The following is a 21157-nucleotide window of genomic DNA, read 5'->3' as shown; positions in this document are numbered from 1 at the left end:
AATGTGATAAATATCACATCTCCCTCTTTTTAAATTTTCTATAATAGAAATATAATCCTTTGTTCAACACTTCACATAAAAAGGGGAAACGAAAATGAAAAAACGTTTAGTTATGATCGGAAATGGTATGGCTGGCATACGTTGTATGGAAGAAATATTAAAACATGATAGTGATTCATATGAGATTACTATTTTTGGAGATGAACCACATCCAAACTACAATCGCATTATGCTCTCTCATGTTTTACAAGGCAAAACAAATATGCAAGATATCATTATGAATGAATATAGTTGGTATGAGGAAAATGAAATAACTTTGTATACAGATGAAAGGGTTCAAAGTATTAACCGAGAAGAAAAAATAATTATCACAGAAAAAAATCGTACTCTTACATATGACAAACTAATTATCGCAACAGGTTCTAGTGCTTTTATTTTGCCCGTTGAAGGTTCTACTCTTCCTGGCGTAACAGGATTTCGAACTATTGAAGATACACAATTTATGATTGATACCGCTAATGAAAAGAAAAAGGCTGTTGTCATTGGTGGTGGATTACTTGGCTTAGAAGCTGCAAGAGGTCTTATTGATTTAGGAATGGACGTATATGTCGTTCATTTAATGCCAAGCTTAATGGAGCAACAACTAGATGCCAAAGCAGCTTCTCTATTACGCGAAGATTTAGAAGCGCAAGGCATGCAATTTCTAATGGAAAAGAAAACTGTAAAAATTCTTGGTACAGACCATGTTGAGGGCATTCAATTTGAAGATGGTGAAGTTGTAGATTGTGATTTAATCGTAATGGCTGTCGGAATACGCCCAAATACGCAAATAGCAAAAGATGCTGGTTTAATTGTAAATCGCGGTATTGTAGTCAATAACTATATGCTAACAAATGATGAATCCATTTATGCAGTTGGAGAATGTGCAGAACATGACGGTATCGCATATGGACTTGTTGCTCCTCTTTATGAACAAGGTGCGATATTAGCAAAACATATAACGAATTTACAAACTGATGGATATACGGGCAGTATCGTCGGTACGCAATTAAAAGTTGCAGGTTGTGATTTATTCTCTGCTGGCCAAATTTATGAAGATGACCAAACGAAAGCAATATCCATCTTTGATGAATGTAAACGTTCCTATAAAAAAGTATTAATTCGTGACAATAAAGTCATCGGTATCGTTTTATATGGTGACACAGCTGACGGTACACGCCTCTTTAGCATGTTAAAGAAAGAAGAGGATATACAAGAATATACAGCCGCTTCCCTTCTCCACAAAGCTGGTGAAGAAAGTGCACTTGACGTTGCTACAATGAGTGCGGATGACACGATTTGCGGATGTAATGGTGTTACGAAAGGTACAATCGTTCACGCCATTTTAGAACAAGAGTTAACGACTTTTGAAGAAGTTAAGGGCTGTACGAAAGCCGCAGGTTCTTGTGGTAAATGCCGTCCGCTTGTGGAACAAGTTTTATCTCATACACTTGGAGATGCTTTTGATGCCTCAGCGCAATCTGCCGGTATGTGTGGATGTACAACTTTATCCCGTGATGAAGTCGTAGCGGCCATTCACGAGAAAGGCTTAAAATCTCCAAAAGAAGTACGAAATGTTCTTGGTTTTATACATGAAGAAGGCTGTTCAAAATGTCGTCCTGCTTTAAACTACTATTTACGTATGGCGATTCCAGAAGAATATGAAGATGATAAATCGTCCCGTTTCGTTAATGAAAGAATGAATGGTAACATCCAGCACGATGGTACATTCTCTGTTATTCCACGCATGTACGGAGGCGTTACAACAGCTGATGATTTAATGAAAATTGCTGAAGTTGCGAAAAAGTACGATGTTCCTCTTGTGAAAATTACAGGTGCAAGCCGAATCGGCTTATATGGTGTTAAGAAGCAAGATTTACCTAACGTATGGGCTGACTTACATATGACTTCGGGATATGCATATTCAAAATCGCTTCGTAATGTAAAATCATGTGTTGGTTCTCGCTTCTGCCGTTTCGGTACGAAAGATTCATTAGGACTTGGTATGTTGCTTGAACAATCATTAGAAATGGTAGATACACCTCATAAAATGAAGATGGGTGTAACGGGCTGTCCGCGTAACTGTGCGGAAGTACTGACGAAAGATTTTGGCGTTGTTTGTGTCGAAAATGGATACCAACTTTATATTGGCGGAAATGGTGGTACGGAAGTACGCGAAGCTGATTTTGTAATGATTGTCCCTACTGAAGATGATGTCCTTCGCATCGCTACAGCTTATATGCAATATTATCGTGAAACTGGTATTTATGGAGAGCGTACTGCCTACTGGACAGAACGTTTAGGCTTCGATCACATAAAAGAAATACTGCAAGATGCAAATATGGTCACTAAGTTAAATGAACGTTTCCAAAAAGCTCGTGGCACATATAAAGAAGCATGGGGACAAGCACTAGAAACGAAATCATTAAAAGCGATGTATGAAGTAGAAACTGTGAAATAAGGAGCTGTGATCTATATGATACAAACGAAAGAAAAAATAAAAGTTATGCGTGCGGAAGACCTTCCTATTCAAATCGGTAAAGAGGTGCAAATGAATGGTATGTCTATCGCCCTATTCCGCCTTTCAAATGGAGATATTCGAGCTGTAGAAAATCGTTGTCCTCATAAAAACGGACCGTTAGCAGAAGGAATTGTATCTGGAGAATTCGTCTTTTGTCCACTGCATGATTGGAAAATTTCATTACTAACAGGTGAAGTGCAAAAACCTGATGACGGCTGTATCCAAACATACGAAGTAGAAGTTATTGATGGTGACATTTATATAAACATGTAATTTACGAAAGGAAGCCTCCTCTGGCTTCCTTTTACATAAAAATAGAAGAGGTGCGATTATGAACGGATATGTATATTTAGTTGGTGCAGGACCAGGTGATGAAGGGCTTATTACAAAGAAAGCGATAGATTGTTTAAAGCGTGCAGATATCGTTTTATATGACCGTTTATTAAACCCTTTCTTTCTTAGTTATACAAAAGAAACATGTGAACTTATGTATTGCGGCAAAATGCCAAAGAATCATATTATGCGACAAGAAATGATTAACGCCCACCTCCTTCAATTCGCACAAGAAGGAAAAATCGTTGTACGATTAAAGGGCGGAGATCCATCTATTTTTGGCCGCGTTGGTGAAGAAGCAGAAACTTTAGCAGCAGCGAACGTTCCATATGAAATCGTACCAGGTATTACATCTAGCATCGCCGCTAGTAGCTATGCAGGTATCCCCCTCACCCACCGTAACTACAGTAATAGCATCACTTTATTAACTGGGCATGCAAAAGGCCCTTTAACCGATCATGGAAAATATAATTCATCCTATAATAGCGACACGATCGCCTACTACATGGGTATAAAAAACTTACCTACAATTTGTGAAAACTTACTACAAGCAGGAAAGAAAAAAGATACACCAGTAGCCGTCATTGAATGGGGTACAACTGGTAAACAACGTGTAGTCACAGGGACACTGTCCACCATTGTTTCTATCGTCAAAGACGAAAATATTTCTAACCCTTCTATGACAATTGTTGGTGATGTTGTTACTTTACGGAATCAAATTGCTTGGAAAGAACGTAAACCATTGCACGGCAAGAAAGTTTTACTTGCATCTGCAACAAATAAAAAAAGCGCAATAAAGCAAATGTTACAAGAGTCCGGTGCAGAAATATATCAAATTCCAATTTTCCAAAAGAAAGAATACACATTAACCTCTGAACAAATTAATAAGATTTTTAACGTTGATCGTCTTGTATTTTGTTCCGCTGAGAGTGTAGACATCTTAGTGCAATCATGTAGTAAATATCATAAAGATATTCGCTCCTTACAGGCAGAGCTTCAGTATATGAACCTTTCTATTCAAGAAAAGCTTATGCAATATGGATTGTTAAGTAAACCTGCGCAATTTTCTTCGAATTCAACGATTTATTTAGGACGAAACATTAACCGAATTGCTGTTATTCAAGAAAAAATTGGTGCTGGTTCCTATATGATGACTCATGAGTACACAATTGATCATCGCTTCGATGAAATTCATTCCCGTATGCTTTCTGAATTCTCATGGGACAGCATTGTATTTGAAGGTCGTGCTTCTATTGATACGTTTCTAGCAGAAATAAAACGCCTAGGCTTTATCAATATTCTTACTCTCCCATTCTCGTATACCGACGTTCCAACTTTACACTATGCGAATAAAGTCGGTTTTCATAATGTAGATGAGCAATTACAAGACATGATTATGAAGAAAGATTTGGTGGTACGATGAAAGGAATTGTATATGTTGGACACGGGAGCCGCTTACAAAAAGGTAACGAACAATTCATTCACTTTATTCAATCTGTTATAAAAGAACGTAACGAACGGATTCAAAAAATAGCTTTCCTAGAACTAACGACACCTACCATTTCGGATGCAGTTACAGAAGCAATACTAGAGGGTGCAACTGCAATAATGATTGTACCTGTTTTATTATTTGCAGCAGCTCACTATAAACGTGATATTCCTTTTGAGATAGAGAAAATACAAAAGCAATATCCACATATAACATTTTCAGTTGTACAACCTTTTAGTACACATCCACATATGGTTGAACTTGTAGTAAAAAGAATACGTGAAACTATGCCAATGCAAGGTAGTAGTGTTTTACTCGTAGGGAGAGGCAGTAGTGATCCACAGCCGTTACATGAATTACAACAAATCGGAGCAGTCGTCGAACGAAAACTCAGTATGCCAGTATCGTGCTCCTTTTTAACGAAAGGAACTCCCTCTTTTACTGCTGAGCTCAAGGCTATAACATCGACTTCATCCCATGTATATGTCATGCCGTACCTTCTCTTTACCGGATTATTACTTCAAAAAATTAAATTGCATGCAAAAAAATACGATCACGTTACAACTTGTAACTGTCTTCAGTTTGATAGATACATGAAGTTAACATTATTAGAACGAATGGAGGAATGCATATATGTATAACATGTACCCTCTTATGTTTAATTTAAATAAAAAAGTGGTCGTTATAGTTGGTGGTGGTAAAATCGCATATCGAAAAGCGTCCGGATTAAAGGATACAGGCGCTTTTGTCACCGTTATCAGCCCAGAAATTTGCGAGGAAATGAAGGAACTTCCTTATATTACTTGGAAGCAAAAAGCTTTTAGTAATAATGATATTAAAGATGCTCATCTTATTTATGCAGCTACAAATCAACATGCTGTAAATATGATGGTCAAACAGGCCGCCCATGATTTCCAGTGGGTTAACGTCGTAAGTGATGGTACAAAATCATCGTTTCACACACCTGGTGTCATCCGACATGATGAATATGTTGTCACTATTTCAACTTCAGGTAAAGATCCATCGTTTACGAAGCATTTGAAGCAGGAACTAACATCTATATTTCCTAAACTTATAAACAAGCTTTCTCGTACTCATAAAATGTAATCTATCACTTAGCTAAAATAGTAATTAACTTTGAACAAACGTTTTTTAGAGGCGTTTGTTCCTTTTGCTTTAGTTTCGCTTTTTAGGATCAGACAAACAATTGGACAAGAATCTGTGAAGAAAAATAGCGGCAACAATTACGGACAAAAAAAGCAGTTGCTTGAGAGCAACTGCTTCAATACAGGTTTTATATTGGATATTCATTCAACCAAATTAGCGCTTGTTCATAATCATCAAAAAATCTCACAGATTCTTTCGTATTAGATTGTTGTAAATAATCCATTATCTCCCCCTCTTCAAGGAGAAATGCAATTGCCTTACTGTTATTCAAAATGATTTCATTGAAGAACTTCTCTTTCCATACTTTTTGAACAGAAAAATGATTTGGCGTGTATCCTTTTCTATCCACCAACAATTTGTATTTCCGCCCTTCAGAAATGAATTGCTGACAAACCTGCTCAAAACCATTAAACCATTCATACACATCATCTGTTTTTATATTTCCAACTAGATGGGTAACAATTATATCTCCTGAAACTGTTGTGCTGATATTCTGTTTACTCAACTTGGAATCCCACCTTAGTTACAATTTTGCGGAAAAACCGCATAAAATCAATAAAGAAAAAATTCTTACTTGACACTCCCACCCCATCGCTATCAAACTAAGCTCATGTAACGTCAATTATAAGCGAAATTGTGTCTTTTTTCGCAAGTCTATATGTAGATGCTTTAAAGATTTGCATCCGAAATAACCCCTAATGCGTTTCCTTTTTTTGAATTAAACTGCTTGATTATCAGACATGGTACAATTGTAAACGACACCCAATATATCTAAGACTGTTTTCTTCTCATATCGATGGGATTTCCGTCCATCATTTATCGCCTCAAATCTATTCGTTTTTGCACGTATATTCAAAACAAAATATATGACAAATAAATAACGACAGTTACTGTAACAATGCTGAAAAGTGTTGAAAATAAAACGATTTGTGCATGTAGTTCAGGCTCTATTTGATACTCCATAGCAATGGTTGATGTATTTCTTGAAGTAGGAAAAGAACTTGCAATAAATAATGATTGTGCAACAATACCATCAATGTTTAGTAGATAGATCATGGCAAGTGCTAATAATGGTCCTATCAGTAACCTTCCAATTAAAGCCCATGTTATGACTCGATGGAAAAAATTAAGCTTAATGTTAGATAATTGCGCTCCTAGCAATATGATTGCTATTGCAACAAAACTATTCGCAAGCTGATTAAGAGGTAGAAAGATAGAATTAGGTATTTGAATTTTAAAAGATTGAAAGAGAACCCCTAATACAAGCGCATGAAGTACAGGCAGTCTTAGAAATGATTGAATAATACTTCCGATTGTTTTTGTTGCTGATAGTAAGTTATATATCCCATATGAATAAGTTAAAAGATTCTGGAAAATCACAATAAAAATTTGAATGGAAACCCCCACTGGATTGTGACTGAAAATCAATTGACTTACTGGTAATCCATAATTACCGGAATTCATTAACGAAATACTATTTTTTAGAGCTGCACTTTCTCCTTTTTCTAACTTTAATGTTTTTGAAATGAAATGACTTACTATGATCAGACTCAAACTATAAAGCATTAAATAGTATATTATCTGGAGCAACAAACCTGTCTCTATACTAATATCATATATATTCATAAATACAGCCGCTGGCATCAAGCAATAAGTAATAAGTGTAGATAGCTGCTTTAAGTTAAATTGGAACTTCCTTTGTAAAATTGCACCAATTAGCAGCAATATTAATATTGGTAATATTACGTCTAATATAATAAAAATAATCATTTAAAACCTCATTCTACATATATTTTAGTTGGATTAAACGCTCTCTTTTCTTTAACATATCAAATATGACTCATAAAGAAAATTATAGATTATTTATACAAATTCATAACTTTATCTTATTGAACTAAACTGTATTCTTTAGTTTAAGTGTACTTTTTTCACAATATCCGTTAGCCTTACCAAAAGATCTTGCCCTAAAAAAATCTGATACTGCAGTTACTATGCGAAGAATACTTACATCAATTCCATACTTGTCGCTTGAGTCACCTAACACACCTGATACTTGTTTATCTTGAGTGGACTTATATTTTTTTCATCTAAACATCCCGATTCAATTAAATATTTGCATTCTAAAAATGAGTTCGATCTTTAGAATAGATTTAAGATTTCCTTAACTAATCTGCCCTTTAATTAAATAACTTTTGACATCTATATTTTAAAATAAAATTCCATCAACCTTCTGTTTTTCATTTTAAAAGCACATTCTTATAGAAAACAAGCGTTTGTTGAGATAGCAATAAAAACATGTTGAAGCCTATTACTAAAAGAACCATCCCAAAATACTTTGGGATGGTTCTTTTTCCTTATTAATGATTCTTTAACATCACTAACAATTTCTCTTGGCTATACATCCATACTGTAATGATTAAACAAGCAAGTGCGACTTCTGATAACGCCATAAATCCAATTGCATAATGACCTGTTAATTGGAATAGTAATGTTAAAATTAGTGGCGGGAAGAATCCTCCTAGTCCGCCTAAAGCTGAAACGAGCCCATTTACAATACCGGCTTGTTCTGAGAAGTACATTGGAACGAGTTTGAAGATTGTACCATTTCCAATCCCTGCACAAAATGCGACTAGTAGGCAACCAAATGTATACACGTTCATACTAGGCATAAATGATAAAATAATACCTGAAAGTGTTAAACCGATAAATACGAAGATTAATATTTTAAATGGATTAAACTTATCACCGAGCCAACCACCAATCGGGCGCATAATTGTTGCGAGTACAATGAATCCGGCTGTCCGCATACCTGCATCTACTTTTTCTAATCCGAAGTGAGATACTAAAAAGTTTGGTAAGTATACTGTAAATGCGACAAATGATCCGAATGTTAAAAAGTAAAAGATACATAAAAACCAAAGTTTTTCATTTTTATATACACCTTTTATTTGTTCCATTAATGGTGTATTCACCTTTTTCTCCTTACGATCACCTAATAAAAAGTTCATAAGTGCAAATGCTGCAAGTAAAACTAAATAACATTGTACTGTCGTTCTCCAACCAACTGAAGTTGCGATAACAGGTGCTAAAAACGAAGTGATTGCTGTTCCGGCGTTACCGACACCGTAAATACCATTTACAAAACCGTGGCTCTCTTTCGGAAAGTATTTTGGTAAAGAAGTTACCCCTACTGAGAATACAGCTCCACCAATTCCTACAAATAATCCACCAATAATTAAATCCATCATAGAATTGGCAACACTAATATAAAAGACAGGAAATAATAATAGAATAAAACTAATAAAGAATAATTTTCTTGCTCCGAAACGATTTGTCCAATAGCCAATTGGAATACGAAGAACAGAACCTAAAATAACCGGTACTGCTGTTACCATAGAAATTTGTCCCGCAGTTAATGGAATATCCGCTTTAATATAAGGCATTAATGATGATAAAATAACCCATACCATAAAACCGATAACTAGATTAGAAGTTTGTAAACTTAATTGAAAATTAGGACCTTTCATCCTGTTCCCTCCTATGTATGCATAGTTATATTCATTCCCTCCAGCCTAATCACGTCCTAACATGATTAGGCTGAAAAGAATCAACCACCACTTACTGGCGGAATCATTGCTATGACATCGCCAGTTTGAATGATATCATCCTCATTTGCATACTCTTCATTTATAGCGACCATTATCTCACTTGAAATTGCTACGTTGTATTTCGTAATAAGGACTTCCTTTAGTTCAGCAACCGTAATATTTTCACAACCTATGTGTAATGCTGACTTACTTACTTCTTCTTGTAAATGTGCAAATAATAGTACTTCAATCATATTCTCATCTCCTTTCCAGGCTCACCATTTGCATACGCTACCTTCTCTAACTGATCACCTATCCATGACTCACCATCTTTCCAAAACTCTTTCTTCCATATTGGAACAATTTGTTTTATACGCTCCATAATATATTCGTTCGCCTCATAGGCAGCTTTCCGGTGTGGTGTAGAAACAGCGACGACAACAGCAAGATCAGAAATTTGTAATGTACCAATGCGATGTGTAATGGCGACATTTGTCCCAGGCCACATCTCTCCTACTTCGGTGCCAATTCTCTTAAGCTGTTTCTCCGCCATTGACTTATATGCTACATACTCTAAATATAGCGTACGACGGCCTTTCGTAAATTCTCTAACAGTACCAATGAAAGTCGCAACTGCGCCACATTCACGACGAATTACTTTGTTTGTAACTTCTTCAATTGAAATAGGTGTATCAATTACTTCATAATACGTATGTGCCATCTTGCACCTCTTATCTTTGTATAAGTTAGCAATCTATTTTTCTATTATTTGTATGATCGAAGTGGTTCTTCCCACGGCCACTCACTTCCGGCGCTTGATTCTAATAACAGTACCGAGACAGTTATTCCTGCTTTAAATCCTCTCGTTCCTCCCGGCAGGACGATACATGCATTCGCCCCTGCAAGTGAAGAAATTGCACTAGATTTGTCTAAACCAACTGGTGTAGCTTGCAATGTTCCATCTACAATTTCCACTTTCCCTCGTACAAAACGAGTAAATGGGTTTGCTTTCAGAAAGTCTTTCTGTAATATTGCCTCTGTACGATATACGTGCGAATCTTTTCTATGCAAATATGTTCCAATGACTGGCCGAACATATAATTCACAACCGACATAACAAGCTGAAGGATTACCAGATAGACCAAATAATAGTTTTCCTTCTAGCTCAGCTACAGTTGTCACACTTCCTGGTCGCATCGCTATTTTGTTGAAAAGCACATTAGCTCGTAATTCCTCATAAATAGCAGGTAAATAGTCATAGTCTCCTACCGAAACGCCACCAGTTGTAATTAAAATATCGACTTCTTTTATCGCTTTTTTCACAGTGTTATAACACGTCTCAAAATCGTCAGCGAATTGTCCATAATACTGTACAACTCCGCCCGCTCGTTCAACTTGAGCAGCTATCATATAGGAGTTACTATTTCGAATCTTCCCTGGCTTTAATTGTTCATGTACTTCAAGCAGTTCGCTTCCTGTCGTTACAATTCCGATAACCGGCTGTTTTACAACGTAAACGGTACTATAACCAAACGTAGAAAGAAGCGCCACTACTCCAGGGTTAATAACAGTCCCTTTTTTCACAAGGATGGTATTTTGTTTTACATCTTCACCTTTAAAAGAAATGTTATCCCCAGCAATAAAGGAGCGTTTCAATTTCATATAAGTCTTTTCACTTTCTTCAAATCCTTCAGTTAGCTCTAACATAACAACTGCATTACATCCGGCTGGAATTGCGGCACCTGTCATAATACGGACAGTTTGAAATGGTTTCACTTCTTCTGGAAAAACAAAACCTGCTCCAATTTCGCCAATCACTTCAAACTGAATGGGGTTACTACTACTCGCTTCTTTTGTATCTTCTGCTCGAATCGCAAACCCGTCGTATGGAGAGCGATCAAAGTGAGGGACATCATGATCTGCAATAACATCTTCTCCAAGAATTCTTCCGTAACTTTCTATAAGAGAAACCTTTTCTATTTCACCTTGATGAGCGTATTTCATTACACGTGCCACTGCTTCTGCCACCGGAATTGGTATACGTTTTTCTAACATTCTTTTTCACCTCGTTTTAATAAGGGGCAACGCTCTTTCTGTTCATCCTATATATTTTGCGTATAATCGTTTTGCTATTTTCACATCATTTGTTCCATGAATAAATGCCCTACCGTCTGTAAATAAAACGAAACGATATTCATCAATTAGAAATGATAGTAAGTAAGGCGTTTTTTGGACATGTACACTTTTTTGTAATCGTTTTTGAATTTCGTTTAAATTAAGATCTCTCTTTATTCCTGAACGGATTTGAACTGTATTCCGTCCGCATAGCACTTCCGTTTTCATCTGCGCTTCAAATGCTAGACTTGGATACGTTCGTGATTTCCCACAAGATGGACATGTACTTTTTTTCTGTCTATTTACTTTTAATGAAAGATATTGATTGTTCCAAATATCAAATGATAACATCGTTCCTCTTAACGACTCATAATCATCCACCAATATTTTCATCGCCTCTGTTACTTGGTGAGCAACGACCATTTGTACAGCTGGCTGAATGATTCCGGCTGTATCGCATGTTGCACCGCCCATAGGATGATCCATTAGACAGCGAAAACATGGTGTTTTCCCAGGAAGAATTGTATACGTTACACCGTAACTTCCAATGCATCCACCATATATCCAAGGTATATTTTCTTTTTGTGAAATGTCATTTATAAGTAGGCGCGTATCGAAATTGTCAGTCGCATCTATGATGAGATCCACTTCTTTTGTTAACTCTTCTATTTCTTGCATTGTGACATCCGTTACAACTGGTACAATTTTTACTTCAGAATTAATCTTCCTTACATGTTCTGCCGCTGCAATTGCTTTCGGTTTGCATTGCTGCGCATCTTCTTCTATGTATAACTGTTGCCGCTGTAAATTACTCCATTCCACGTAGTCACGGTCAGCGATTGTCAATTTCCCAATTCCCATCCTAACGAGTGTTTCTGCATTCGCAGCTCCTAATGCACCTGCACCAATTAGGAGCACATGCTTTTCTCTTATTTTTCTTTGTCCTATTTCACCAATTCCAGAAAACAATATTTGCCTTGCATATCGCTCTTGCATAGAGAATCCTCCTCTCACTATCCGCCAATGTAGGACATTTCAACTTTTGGACGTTGATTTGTACTTTCCGCCGTTCTTTCATCTGAATATCGATCTGTTCTATATCGCCATGTATGTTGTAAAATTTTTAATAGTGATGCATCAGAAATATTTCCTCGAAGAAGCGTTCGCAAATCCGTTCCTTTCGTTCCAAATAGACACGTGAAAAACTTGCCGTCTGCCGAGATACGAGCTCTCGTACAAGAAGAACAAAATGACTCAGATACTGAAGTAATAAACCCAACTTCTGCATCGCTCCCTACATATCGATACAATTTCGCAACTTCTCCAAAGTAACGAGGCTGAGCAGGCTCAACTGGATATACGCGATTAATCTTCTCTATTAATTGTTCCTTCGTAATAACTTGTTCAAAGTTCCAGTCGTTTGTACTGCCCACATCCATAAACTCTATAAAACGGAGCTGAATGTCTTGTTCTTTAAAATAACGAGCCATACGAAGAATTTGACTATCATTCATTCCTTTTTTTACGACCATATTTACCTTTACTTCTAATCCAGCAGCCTTTGCTGCTTCAATTCCTTTCAGTACAGGTTTTGTATTTACATTTCGTCCATTAATTTTTTTGAAGACATAATCCTCTATCGCATCTAAACTAATATTTACACGTTTTAATCCCGCTTCTTTTAACGCCTTTGCTTGTTTTGCTAAATGAATACCGTTTGTTGTGAGTCCAATATCTTTTAAGCCTTCTAGCTTTGCAAGTCTTGCAATTAACATCGGTAAGTCTTTACGCAATAACGGTTCACCGCCAGTAAGCCTAATTTTATTGACTCCCAGACTTATAAATAATCTCGCTAATCTTTCTATTTCATCAAACGTTAATAAAAGCTCTTCCTGTAAAAAAGCGTAATCAGGTCCGAACACTTCAGCAGGCATACAGTATGTACACCTAAAATTACAACGATCAATAACTGAAATACGTAAATCTTGAAGTGGACGTTCTAAAGAATCTTTCATGTTCTCGTGCATCTATATCCCTTCTTTTCTGCTGTAATCCTTAGTAAGCTTTCATTTTTTTATTTGCCTTCATTATAAAAAAGAAGCTACATATTCAATGTGACTTTTCTCACATTACTTTCCCCATTCAAAAATTCTTCACAAATCCGTTCGAATTTTGTTCACATCTTTAATCTCATCCACTTTGTCTATTGAATTTTTCAAACTAAAAATTGAAAATCACTTCCCCTTACGGTCATTGAAATTTCAATGTATTTTTAAAATAGCTCTTGCATTTTCATCATACTTACACTCAAAATAGGAAATGTATTGCTTATAAGAAGAAAGGTGATCACTGTGGCAAACAGTATGACATTATCTCAAGATTTAAAAGAATTACTTGCATCTGTTGAATATAAAATGCAAATTAAAAAAGGTAGTTTTATTTTTCAAGAAGGTATGGAGGCAACAGAGCTCTATATCATCCACTCAGGAAAAGTACAAATTAGTAAATTAAGTGCTGACGGGCAAGAATTAACACTCCGTATTTGTTCGGCATACGACATTATTGGAGAATTAACATTATTCACGGACAATGCGAAGTATTTATTAAATTCAAAATGCCTTGAAGATGTTGAAGTAGGGGTTATAAAGCGTGAAACCTTAGAAAAAGCATTGCTCCAAAAACCCGCACTTGTATTTGAATTTATGAAATGGATTAGTGAACATTTAAGAAGAATGCAAACGAAGTTCCGAGATTTAGTATTACACGGCAAAAAAGGTGCCCTGTATTCTACTCTTATACGAATGACAAATAGTTACGGTGTATTAAAAGAAAATGGGATTCTCATCGATTTACCATTAACGAATCAAGAACTTGCTAATTTCTGTGCAACTTCACGTGAAAGTGTAAATCGAATGTTAAATGAATTAAAAAAGCAAGGTACAATTTCTATTCATAAAGGGAAGATTACAATCCACGATTTACAATTTTTAAAATGTGAAATTGCTTGTGAAGATTGCTCTGCCTCTGTTTGTAGCATTGATTAGCATCTTATTTAGATGCTAATCTTTTTTCAATTTAAGCTACTTATTAACGGTTATTCCCTATATAAACAAAAACGAGGCCTTCCATATTAGACCTCGTTTCGTTTTAACCATTAGCTCCTATCCGTTTACAGCAGTATTATTTTTTCAACTCATTAGGAATACGTCTTCTGTAAATTACATAACTACGGCTTACATATTTAATTGGGGCACTAAATACATGTACAAGTCTTGTAAATGGCCATACTGCGAATAAACCCATTCCTGCAAGAATATGAATTTTAAACCATACTGGTACTTCCATCATATATTCAACTTTCGGTTGGAGAATAAAGAGACTTCGGAACCAAGGGCCAATCGTTGTACGATAATCAAATCCTTTTGAATCTATATTTAAAAATGTTGAAGAAAGTCCTGCTAGCATTACGATAAGTAATAAAATAAGCGCAATATAATCTCCCTTTGTACTCGTTGCAATGATACGCTTTACTGTTACACGGCGGTACGTTAATATAATTAAACCGATAATAGAAGCAATACCTGCCGGAAGCCCAAAACTAATTGCTACTACATGATACATATGCTCAGAAATACCTATTGAACGATATACAGCTTCTGGAATTAAAATCCCCATAACATGGCCGCCAATTACGAACATGATCCCAAAGTGGAATAATAGACTTCCGACCCGGAGCATCTTCTTTTCTAATAGTTCACTAGATTTTGATGTCCATCCAAATTGATCATAGTTGTATCTAAAAATATGTCCACCGATAAAGATCGCAAAAATGATATAGGGAAACAATACCCAAAGAAATTGATCCATCATTTTGACAACGCTCCTTTCTAATTTGTCTGTACACCCCATGTTTCGATAGCGAGTAGCACAGACGCAAGAATTGGTTCATACATACTACCCGCTTCTTTTAATTGAACATGTAATGCTTGTATATTTTCCGTGTATTTACTCATAATTGGTTCACTGTCTTGCTCATTTGCATTTGCAAAAAACTCAAGTAAAAGTGGTAAATAGTCAGGTAGTTCTTTATCTGTTACGCTAAAACCTGATTTTTTATAATGTTGTTTTAACTCTAGTAATTCAATACCTCTTTCTCTTTGTTCACCAGTGTTCATATAAGTAAGATACATATTTGTTTTCTTCCCAAAATCGAATGTATATACGTAACTATCAATGAGTTGATCATTCGTTTTATCTAGCGCTTGCTTTATAAAGCCTGTAAGTGACGCTTTAACGTCTTCCTGTTCTATTGTTTCAACCTCTTCTTGCAATTCAGTTAAAGCTTCTCTCCACCCTAGTTCGGGATAGGAGAGAAGAAAAGAAGAACAAGAAAAAGCTGTTTGTAAACTTTGTTTCATAATTTTCTGCCCCCTTTATTTAAGAAATTGTCATACAAGAGCCTGGACCACCTGTGAATGATAAACCACAGCTTCCTTGTTCGCTATATAAATCTGCCACTTGTTCACGGTGAGATGTCGGAATAACGAAGCGATCTTTATATTTCGCGATGGCAAGAAGACGATACATATCTTCTACATCCTGTTTCGTTAAACCAAGTTCTTTTAATACAGCTTCATTTGGCTCTTTATTAATTTGAAGTGCTCTCATATGCGTTCGCATAACAGCCATTTTCTTCAATGTAAGACGAATGTGTGATTCATCCCCCGCAGTGAGTAAATTCGCTAAATATTGAATTGGAATACGCATATTATCAATAGCAGGGAAAATCTCTTCTGCTTGCCAGTTACTACCTTTTCCCTCCACCATATTCATAATCGGGCTAAGCGGCGGGATATACCAAACCATTGGCATTGTACGATACTCTGGGTGAAGAGGTAGAGCAATTTTCCAATCGATAATCATTTTATAAATTGGCGATTGTTGCGCCGCTTTAATCCATTCTTCAGGAATTCCTTGTTTTTTCGCTTCAGCTGCCACTTCTGGATCATTTGGATCTAGAAAAACAGTAAGCTGAGATTCATATAAATCTTTTTCGTCTTCAACAGAAGCTGCTTCTTTTACTTTGTCAGCGTCATATAGCATTACCCCAATATACCGAATACGTCCTACACATGTTTCCGAACAAATCGTTGGCATACCCGCTTCAATACGTGGGAAACACATTGTACATTTTTCAGCTTTATTCGTTTGCCAGTTAAAATACACTTTTTTATATGGACAAGATGATACGCAGAATCTCCATGCGCGACATGCATTTTGATCGACAAGAACAATCCCATCTTCTTCACGTTTATACATCGCACCAGATGGACAAGATGATACGCACGAGGGATTCATACAATGTTCGCATATGCGTGGTAAATACATCATAAAGACGTTTTCAAAATCTGTTTTAATTTCTTCTTCCATTTTCTTTACGTTCGGATCTTGCAATCCTGTTATATGTCCGCCTGCTAAATCATCTTCCCAGTTTGGACCCCATTCAATTTTGTCGATAAATTCGCCTGTAATTGCTGATTTCGGACGAGCAACTGGTTGATGCTTACGTTGCGGACTATTTGTTAACGTTTCATAATCATAATTCCAAGGTTCAAAATAATCATCAATTGTTGGTTGATCTGGATTGTGGAAAATGTTCATAAGACGTTTCATTTTCGAACCAGATTTCAGCTGAATTTCACCATTTTTCAATTCCCAACCGCCTTTATATTTCTCCTGATCTTCCCATTGTTTCGGATAACCAATTCCAGGCTTCGTTTCTACGTTATTGAAGTACATATATTCAGCACCTGGACGATTTGTCCAGGTGTTTTTGCACGTTACGCTACAAGTATGGCAGCCGATGCATTTATCTAGATTCATTATCATTCCGACTTGTGCTTTAATCTTCAAGCCAATCTACCTCCTTCAGTTTGCGAATTACAACGTTTAAGTCACGCTGGTTCCCAGTCGGACCGTAATAGTTAAATCCATAACTTAATTGACCATATCCACCAATCATATGTGTCGGTTTTACGTGAATTCGAGTTGGACTATTATGCGTTCCCCCGCGGTTACTTGTTAATTTCGTACCAGGTACGTTAATGTGACGATCTTGTGCATGGTGCATAAACGCCATTCCTCTCGGTATACGATGCGTTACAACAGCACGGGCTACAACAACACCGTTACGATTAAAGCACTCAATCCAATCATTATCTGCTACACCAGCTTCTTCAGCATCCTCTTTATTCATCCAAACAGTTGGACCACCTCTAAACAGCGTTAACATCGGTAATGAATCGAAATACATACTATGAATGGACCACTTATTATGCGGCGTTAAATAATTTAACGTAATCTCTTTTCCTTCTACTTCAGGTCGTGATTTACGGAACGGTTTATGTTGCAGAATCGGTTTAAACGTTGCCATCGTTTCACCAAATTCTTTCATCATGTCATGATCTAAGTAGAAAGATTGTCGTCCAGTGATTGTTCTCCAAGGGATGAGGCGTTCCACATTTGTTGTAAACGGTGAGTAACGACGTCCACCTTTTTCAGAACCTGTAAAGGCCGGAGAAGTAATTACTGTTTTTGGCTGCGCTGTAATTTGTTCAAATGTGAAGCATTCTTCTTCACGTTCTTCTGCTAAATCACGTAATTTTAAATCCGTTTGTTTTTCAAGTGCTTCCCATGCTTTTACAGCCATATGACCATTTGTTGTAGAAGAAAGTGTTAATACCGCTTCAGCAGCATTGATTGCTTCTTTTATGTCTGGGCAACCTTTTGCAATAGAATCCGTTCGAACAACTCCTAATCGACTCTTTAATTGCTCATACTCTTTTTCTGCGGACCAAGAAATCCCTTTCGTACCAATCGGTTGTTTTCCCGCATTTGGTCCTAACGAAGTCATTTTGTCATAAATTGTTTTATAATCTCTTTCAACAACATGAATTTGTGGCATTGTTTTACCTGGTATTGGCTCACACTCACCTTTGCTCCAATCTTTAATCTTGCCAAGTGGTTGCGCTAATTCTTGCGGTGTATCGTGAAGAAGTGGCGTTGCAACAACTTCTTTCATTGGTTCAAGATCAATTTTCTTCGCTAAATCTGACACAGCTTTAGAAAGTGAAGTGAAAATATCCCAGTCAGAGCGCGCTTCCCACGGTGAACCGATTGCTGGATTAAATGGATGCACAAATGGATGCATATCTGTACTACTTAAATCATGTTTTTCGTACCAAGTTGAAGCAGGTAAGACGATATCAGAATAAAGCGCTGTTCCAGCCATACGGAAATCTAAGTTAATGAGTAAATCTAACTTCCCTTCTGGTGCTTCTTCATGCCATTTAATTTCTTCTGGTCGTAATGAATCACTATCGTCATTCATTAACCCGTTTGTTGTACCTAATAAATGTTTTAAGAAATATTCGTGTCCTTTACCAGAACTTGAAATTAAGTTCGCACGCCATACGAATAAGTTGCGCGGGAAGTTGTTTTTGTTATCTGGATCTTCAATCGCAAATTTTAGTTCTTTTTCTTTTAATCTTTGTGCAACATATTTTCCGATTTCTTCTTGCGTTGTTGCACCAGCAGCAACAGCTTCTTTATATAATTCAATCCCATTTTTCTCGAATGTCGGATACGAAGGTAGCCAGCCAAGTCGTGCCGCTAATACGTTGTAATCACCGTGATGTTGATAACGAGAGTTGCCTTCTACTGGTGATGCTAGATGTCCAACCGGTGTATCTTCATAGCGCCATTGATCTGTTACGAAATAGAAGAAAGATGTACCATTTTGTAATTTCGGTGGCCCTTGCCAATCTTTTGCCATCGCGATTGTTTGCCATCCTTCTGCTGGTCGTAATTTTTCTTGCCCAACATAATGCGCCCATCCCCCGCCGTTTACTCCTTGTGCTCCAACTAGAAGAACAAGATTTAAAACTGCGCGATAAATCGTATCAGAATTAAACCAATGGTTAATACCAGCTCCAACAATAATCATCGAGCGACCATTTGTATCAACGGCATTTTGTGCGAACTCACGAGCGATTTGAATAATTAGTTCTCGTTTCACTCCTGTCATTTTCTCTTGCCATGCAGGTGTAAACGGTACATCATCATTGAAGTCTTTCGGCTCTTGTCCGCCAAGCCCTCGGTTCACGCCGTAATTTGCTAACGTTAAGTCGTATACAGTTGTAACGAACACTTCGCCTTCTTCTGTCATAACCTTTTTCACTGGAATTGTACGTTCTAATACTTTGTTTCCATCATCAGAGAAGTACGGAATTTGTACAGTTCCAATCGATTCTTCCATTCCAAGTAAAGAAAGACGTGGGTCAATCTTTTCACCTGTTTCTTCATCTTCTAAACGCAAGTTCCATTTCTTTTCGTTATCCCAACGTGAGCCCATTGTGCCTTGAGGTGTTGCAAAATCATTCGTATTCTCGTTCCAAAGAACAGGCTTCCATTCTCCTAACTTCGTTTCGCGTCCAATATCAGAAGCGTTTAAGAAACGATCAGCAACGAATTGATCTCCTTTTTGTTTCAATGTGACAAAGAAAGGAAAATCAGTATATTGCTTCGCATACTTTGTGAAATATTCCACTTGATTATCTACGTAAAACTCTTGTAAGATCACATGCCCCATTGCCATCGCAAGTGCACCATCTGTACCTTGTTTTACACTAATCCAATCATCGGCAAACTTTGTAGATTCAGCGAAGTCAGGACTGACAGAAACGACTTTCGTTCCTTTATATCGAACCTCTGCTAAAAAGTGAGCATCTGGTGTTCTCGTCATCGGTACATTTGAACCCCATGTCATAATGTAACCAGAGTTATACCAGTCACTACTTTCTGGTACATCTGTTTGATCGCCCCAAATTTGAGGAGAAGCTGGTGGTAAATCTGCGTACCAATCATAGAAACTAAGCATTGGCCCGCCCATAAGTTGCATAAAACGACTACCAGCAGCATGACTTAACATCGACATAGCTGGAATTGGTGAAAAACCAACATTTCGGTCTGGACCGTATTTCATTACTGTGTAGAGTAATGAAGCAGAAACAAGTTGTAACACTTCATCCCAATTCGCACGAATGAATCCCCCTTTACCACGTGCCTGCTTATACTTGCGTGCTTTTTCAGGGTTTTCCACAATGCTTTTCCAAGCATCTAGTGGTGACTTGTTATTTTGTAATTCCTCTTGCCACATACTCCAAAGAACACCACGTACATACGGATATTTCACACGAAGTGGACTATAAATATACCAAGAAAAACTCGCTCCACGCGGACATCCTCGTGGTTCAAAATCAGGCATATCTGGACCTGTAGTTGGATAGTTAAGCTCCTGTCCTTCCCAAGTTACGATTCCATCTTTCACATATATATTCCAGCTACATGAACCAGTACAGTTCACACCATGTGTAGAACGAATTACTTTATCATGCTGCCAACGCTTTCTGTACACATTCTCCCATTCACGATCTTCATATGTTTCTTGAGTATGATTATCGTTATAACGATCTATTGGTGAAAAATATTTTAAACGTCTCATTAGTGCTGAAGGTTTCTTCTTCATACTGTTCACTCCTTTAATACGTCTCTCTTACATACCCTTACTATAAGAGAGGTTGTAAAATACAGATGTGACATTTCGCACAGTTCAAGAGATTGTCAAAAATTCAGTAGAAAATAAGTTTGTGAGAAAATCTTTTATTCCGTTTTGAAGGGTTATGATTAATCGTGATTATTAGGAGAATGGTATTTTGAGGTATCGACTATTTTGCAAAAGAAAAACGCAGGAGAAATTCCTACGTTTTTCTTTATAAATATATAAAAAAGAGTTTTGATATTATTTCAAAACTGCCATAAGGAAGAGTTTAGAAATTGTATATAAGG

General features: G+C 36.9%; 18 protein-coding genes. 6 read left to right on the top strand and 12 right to left on the bottom strand.

What is annotated here, in order from left to right; genetic code table 11:
- Window positions 1-94: 94 nt before the first annotated feature.
- The 5 genes from nirB to DOS87_RS10585 are packed head-to-tail and all read left to right on the top strand — an operon-like array spanning window position 95 to window position 5489.
- Window positions 95-2500, top strand: coding sequence for an NADPH-nitrite reductase large subunit (gene nirB / locus DOS87_RS10605; protein ID WP_150190112.1), 2406 nt, complete (start codon window positions 95-97; stop codon window positions 2498-2500).
- A 15-nt stretch (window positions 2501-2515) separates the two neighbouring features.
- Window positions 2516-2833: a nitrite reductase small subunit NirD gene (gene nirD / locus DOS87_RS10600; RefSeq protein ID WP_000616697.1), complete on the top strand. Its 318-nt coding sequence runs from the start codon at window positions 2516-2518 to the stop codon at window positions 2831-2833.
- 58 nt (window positions 2834-2891) lie between these two features.
- The gene (locus tag DOS87_RS10595; RefSeq protein WP_001014927.1) at window positions 2892-4316 is read left to right on the top strand and encodes a uroporphyrin-III C-methyltransferase; all 1425 of its coding nucleotides are present in this window, start codon (window positions 2892-2894) and stop codon (window positions 4314-4316) included.
- Window positions 4313-5023, top strand: coding sequence for a sirohydrochlorin chelatase (locus DOS87_RS10590; RefSeq protein ID WP_000676489.1), 711 nt, complete (start codon window positions 4313-4315; stop codon window positions 5021-5023). The genes DOS87_RS10595 and DOS87_RS10590 overlap by 4 nt, the downstream gene beginning before the upstream one ends.
- Complete coding sequence (locus DOS87_RS10585; RefSeq protein WP_000282583.1) at window positions 5016-5489, top strand: precorrin-2 dehydrogenase; 474 nt, start codon at window positions 5016-5018, stop codon at window positions 5487-5489. The genes DOS87_RS10590 and DOS87_RS10585 overlap by 8 nt, the downstream gene beginning before the upstream one ends.
- A gap of 187 nt (window positions 5490-5676) precedes the next feature.
- Here DOS87_RS10585 and DOS87_RS10580 read toward each other — a convergent pair whose 3' ends face one another.
- From DOS87_RS10580 to moaA, 8 genes are all read right to left on the bottom strand, one after another.
- Window positions 5677-6054, bottom strand: a complete 378-nt coding sequence (locus tag DOS87_RS10580; RefSeq protein ID WP_000043368.1) for a hypothetical protein — start codon at window positions 6052-6054, stop codon at window positions 5677-5679.
- 347 nt (window positions 6055-6401) lie between these two features.
- The gene (locus DOS87_RS10575) at window positions 6402-7319 is read right to left on the bottom strand and encodes an AEC family transporter (RefSeq protein ID WP_000583193.1); all 918 of its coding nucleotides are present in this window, start codon (window positions 7317-7319) and stop codon (window positions 6402-6404) included.
- Window positions 7320-7906: 587 nt separating this feature from the next.
- Entirely contained in the window at window positions 7907-9076 is a 1170-nt protein-coding gene (narK, locus tag DOS87_RS10570) for a nitrate transporter NarK (RefSeq protein ID WP_000678170.1), read from the bottom strand.
- Between the two features lie 80 nt (window positions 9077-9156).
- Entirely contained in the window at window positions 9157-9390 is a 234-nt protein-coding gene (gene moaD, locus DOS87_RS10565) for a molybdopterin converting factor subunit 1 (protein ID WP_000573687.1), read from the bottom strand.
- Complete coding sequence (locus tag DOS87_RS10560; RefSeq protein ID WP_000951544.1) at window positions 9387-9857, bottom strand: molybdenum cofactor biosynthesis protein MoaE; 471 nt, start codon at window positions 9855-9857, stop codon at window positions 9387-9389. Before DOS87_RS10560 ends, moaD begins: the two co-directional genes overlap by 4 nt.
- A 44-nt stretch (window positions 9858-9901) precedes the next feature.
- Window positions 9902-11191 (bottom strand): molybdopterin molybdotransferase MoeA, encoded by a 1290-nt coding sequence (gene glp, locus DOS87_RS10555; RefSeq protein WP_000890797.1) that lies wholly within the window; start codon window positions 11189-11191, stop codon window positions 9902-9904.
- 42 nt (window positions 11192-11233) lie between these two features.
- A complete protein-coding gene (locus tag DOS87_RS10550) occupies window positions 11234-12247 on the bottom strand; it encodes a molybdopterin-synthase adenylyltransferase MoeB (protein WP_001158062.1) in 1014 nt (337 codons plus the stop codon).
- 17 nt (window positions 12248-12264) lie between these two features.
- Window positions 12265-13278, bottom strand: a complete 1014-nt coding sequence (moaA, locus tag DOS87_RS10545) for a GTP 3',8-cyclase MoaA (RefSeq protein ID WP_000545009.1) — start codon at window positions 13276-13278, stop codon at window positions 12265-12267.
- A gap of 324 nt (window positions 13279-13602) precedes the next feature.
- Here moaA and DOS87_RS10540 point away from each other — a divergent pair, with 324 nt between their 5' ends.
- Window positions 13603-14295 carry a Crp/Fnr family transcriptional regulator gene (locus DOS87_RS10540; protein WP_000013863.1) on the top strand — a complete coding sequence of 231 codons (693 nt, stop codon included), beginning with the start codon at window positions 13603-13605 and terminating at the stop codon, window positions 14293-14295.
- Between the two features lie 136 nt (window positions 14296-14431).
- On the opposite strand, the gene narI is transcribed toward DOS87_RS10540, so the two are convergent.
- From narI to DOS87_RS10520, 4 genes are read right to left on the bottom strand one after another with little or no spacing between them, the layout of a single operon-like run.
- Window positions 14432-15121 (bottom strand): respiratory nitrate reductase subunit gamma, encoded by a 690-nt coding sequence (gene narI, locus DOS87_RS10535; RefSeq protein ID WP_000969224.1) that lies wholly within the window; start codon window positions 15119-15121, stop codon window positions 14432-14434.
- 17 nt (window positions 15122-15138) lie between these two features.
- Window positions 15139-15669, bottom strand: a complete 531-nt coding sequence (gene narJ, locus DOS87_RS10530) for a nitrate reductase molybdenum cofactor assembly chaperone (RefSeq protein WP_000814227.1) — start codon at window positions 15667-15669, stop codon at window positions 15139-15141.
- A gap of 19 nt (window positions 15670-15688) precedes the next feature.
- Window positions 15689-17164, bottom strand: a complete 1476-nt coding sequence (gene narH, locus DOS87_RS10525) for a nitrate reductase subunit beta (RefSeq protein WP_000692656.1) — start codon at window positions 17162-17164, stop codon at window positions 15689-15691.
- Window positions 17154-20837, bottom strand: a complete 3684-nt coding sequence (locus tag DOS87_RS10520; RefSeq protein WP_000729100.1) for a nitrate reductase subunit alpha — start codon at window positions 20835-20837, stop codon at window positions 17154-17156. The genes narH and DOS87_RS10520 overlap by 11 nt, the downstream gene beginning before the upstream one ends.
- Window positions 20838-21157: the final 320 nt, after the last annotated feature.

The organism is Bacillus sp. CR71 (genome assembly GCF_003429245.1).
Taxonomy (GTDB): Bacteria; Bacillota; Bacilli; order Bacillales; family Bacillaceae_G; genus Bacillus_A; species Bacillus_A thuringiensis_S.
The sequence above is the reverse complement of the archived record's forward strand: the minus strand, read 5'-3'. Positions and strand labels throughout refer to the sequence as shown.

Bases quoted from the DNA above. Each gene is read 5' to 3' on its own strand.
- nirB (WP_150190112.1), top strand. From the start codon at position 95: ATGAAAAAACGTTTAGTTATGATCGGAAATGGTATGGCTGGCATACGT.
- nirD (WP_000616697.1), top strand. From the start codon at position 2,516: ATGATACAAACGAAAGAAAAAATAAAAGTTATGCGTGCGGAAGACCTT.
- DOS87_RS10595 (WP_001014927.1), top strand. From the start codon at position 2,892: ATGAACGGATATGTATATTTAGTTGGTGCAGGACCAGGTGATGAAGGG.
- DOS87_RS10590 (WP_000676489.1), top strand. From the start codon at position 4,313: ATGAAAGGAATTGTATATGTTGGACACGGGAGCCGCTTACAAAAAGGT.
- DOS87_RS10585 (WP_000282583.1), top strand. From the start codon at position 5,016: ATGTATAACATGTACCCTCTTATGTTTAATTTAAATAAAAAAGTGGTC.
- DOS87_RS10575 (WP_000583193.1), bottom strand. From the start codon at position 7,319: ATGATTATTTTTATTATATTAGACGTAATATTACCAATATTAATATTG.
- narK (WP_000678170.1), bottom strand. From the start codon at position 9,076: ATGAAAGGTCCTAATTTTCAATTAAGTTTACAAACTTCTAATCTAGTT.
- moaD (WP_000573687.1), bottom strand. From the start codon at position 9,390: ATGATTGAAGTACTATTATTTGCACATTTACAAGAAGAAGTAAGTAAG.
- DOS87_RS10560 (WP_000951544.1), bottom strand. From the start codon at position 9,857: ATGGCACATACGTATTATGAAGTAATTGATACACCTATTTCAATTGAA.
- glp (WP_000890797.1), bottom strand. From the start codon at position 11,191: ATGTTAGAAAAACGTATACCAATTCCGGTGGCAGAAGCAGTGGCACGT.
- DOS87_RS10550 (WP_001158062.1), bottom strand. From the start codon at position 12,247: ATGCAAGAGCGATATGCAAGGCAAATATTGTTTTCTGGAATTGGTGAA.
- moaA (WP_000545009.1), bottom strand. From the start codon at position 13,278: ATGCACGAGAACATGAAAGATTCTTTAGAACGTCCACTTCAAGATTTA.
- narI (WP_000969224.1), bottom strand. From the start codon at position 15,121: ATGATGGATCAATTTCTTTGGGTATTGTTTCCCTATATCATTTTTGCG.
- narJ (WP_000814227.1), bottom strand. From the start codon at position 15,669: ATGAAACAAAGTTTACAAACAGCTTTTTCTTGTTCTTCTTTTCTTCTC.
- DOS87_RS10520 (WP_000729100.1), bottom strand. From the start codon at position 20,837: ATGAAGAAGAAACCTTCAGCACTAATGAGACGTTTAAAATATTTTTCA.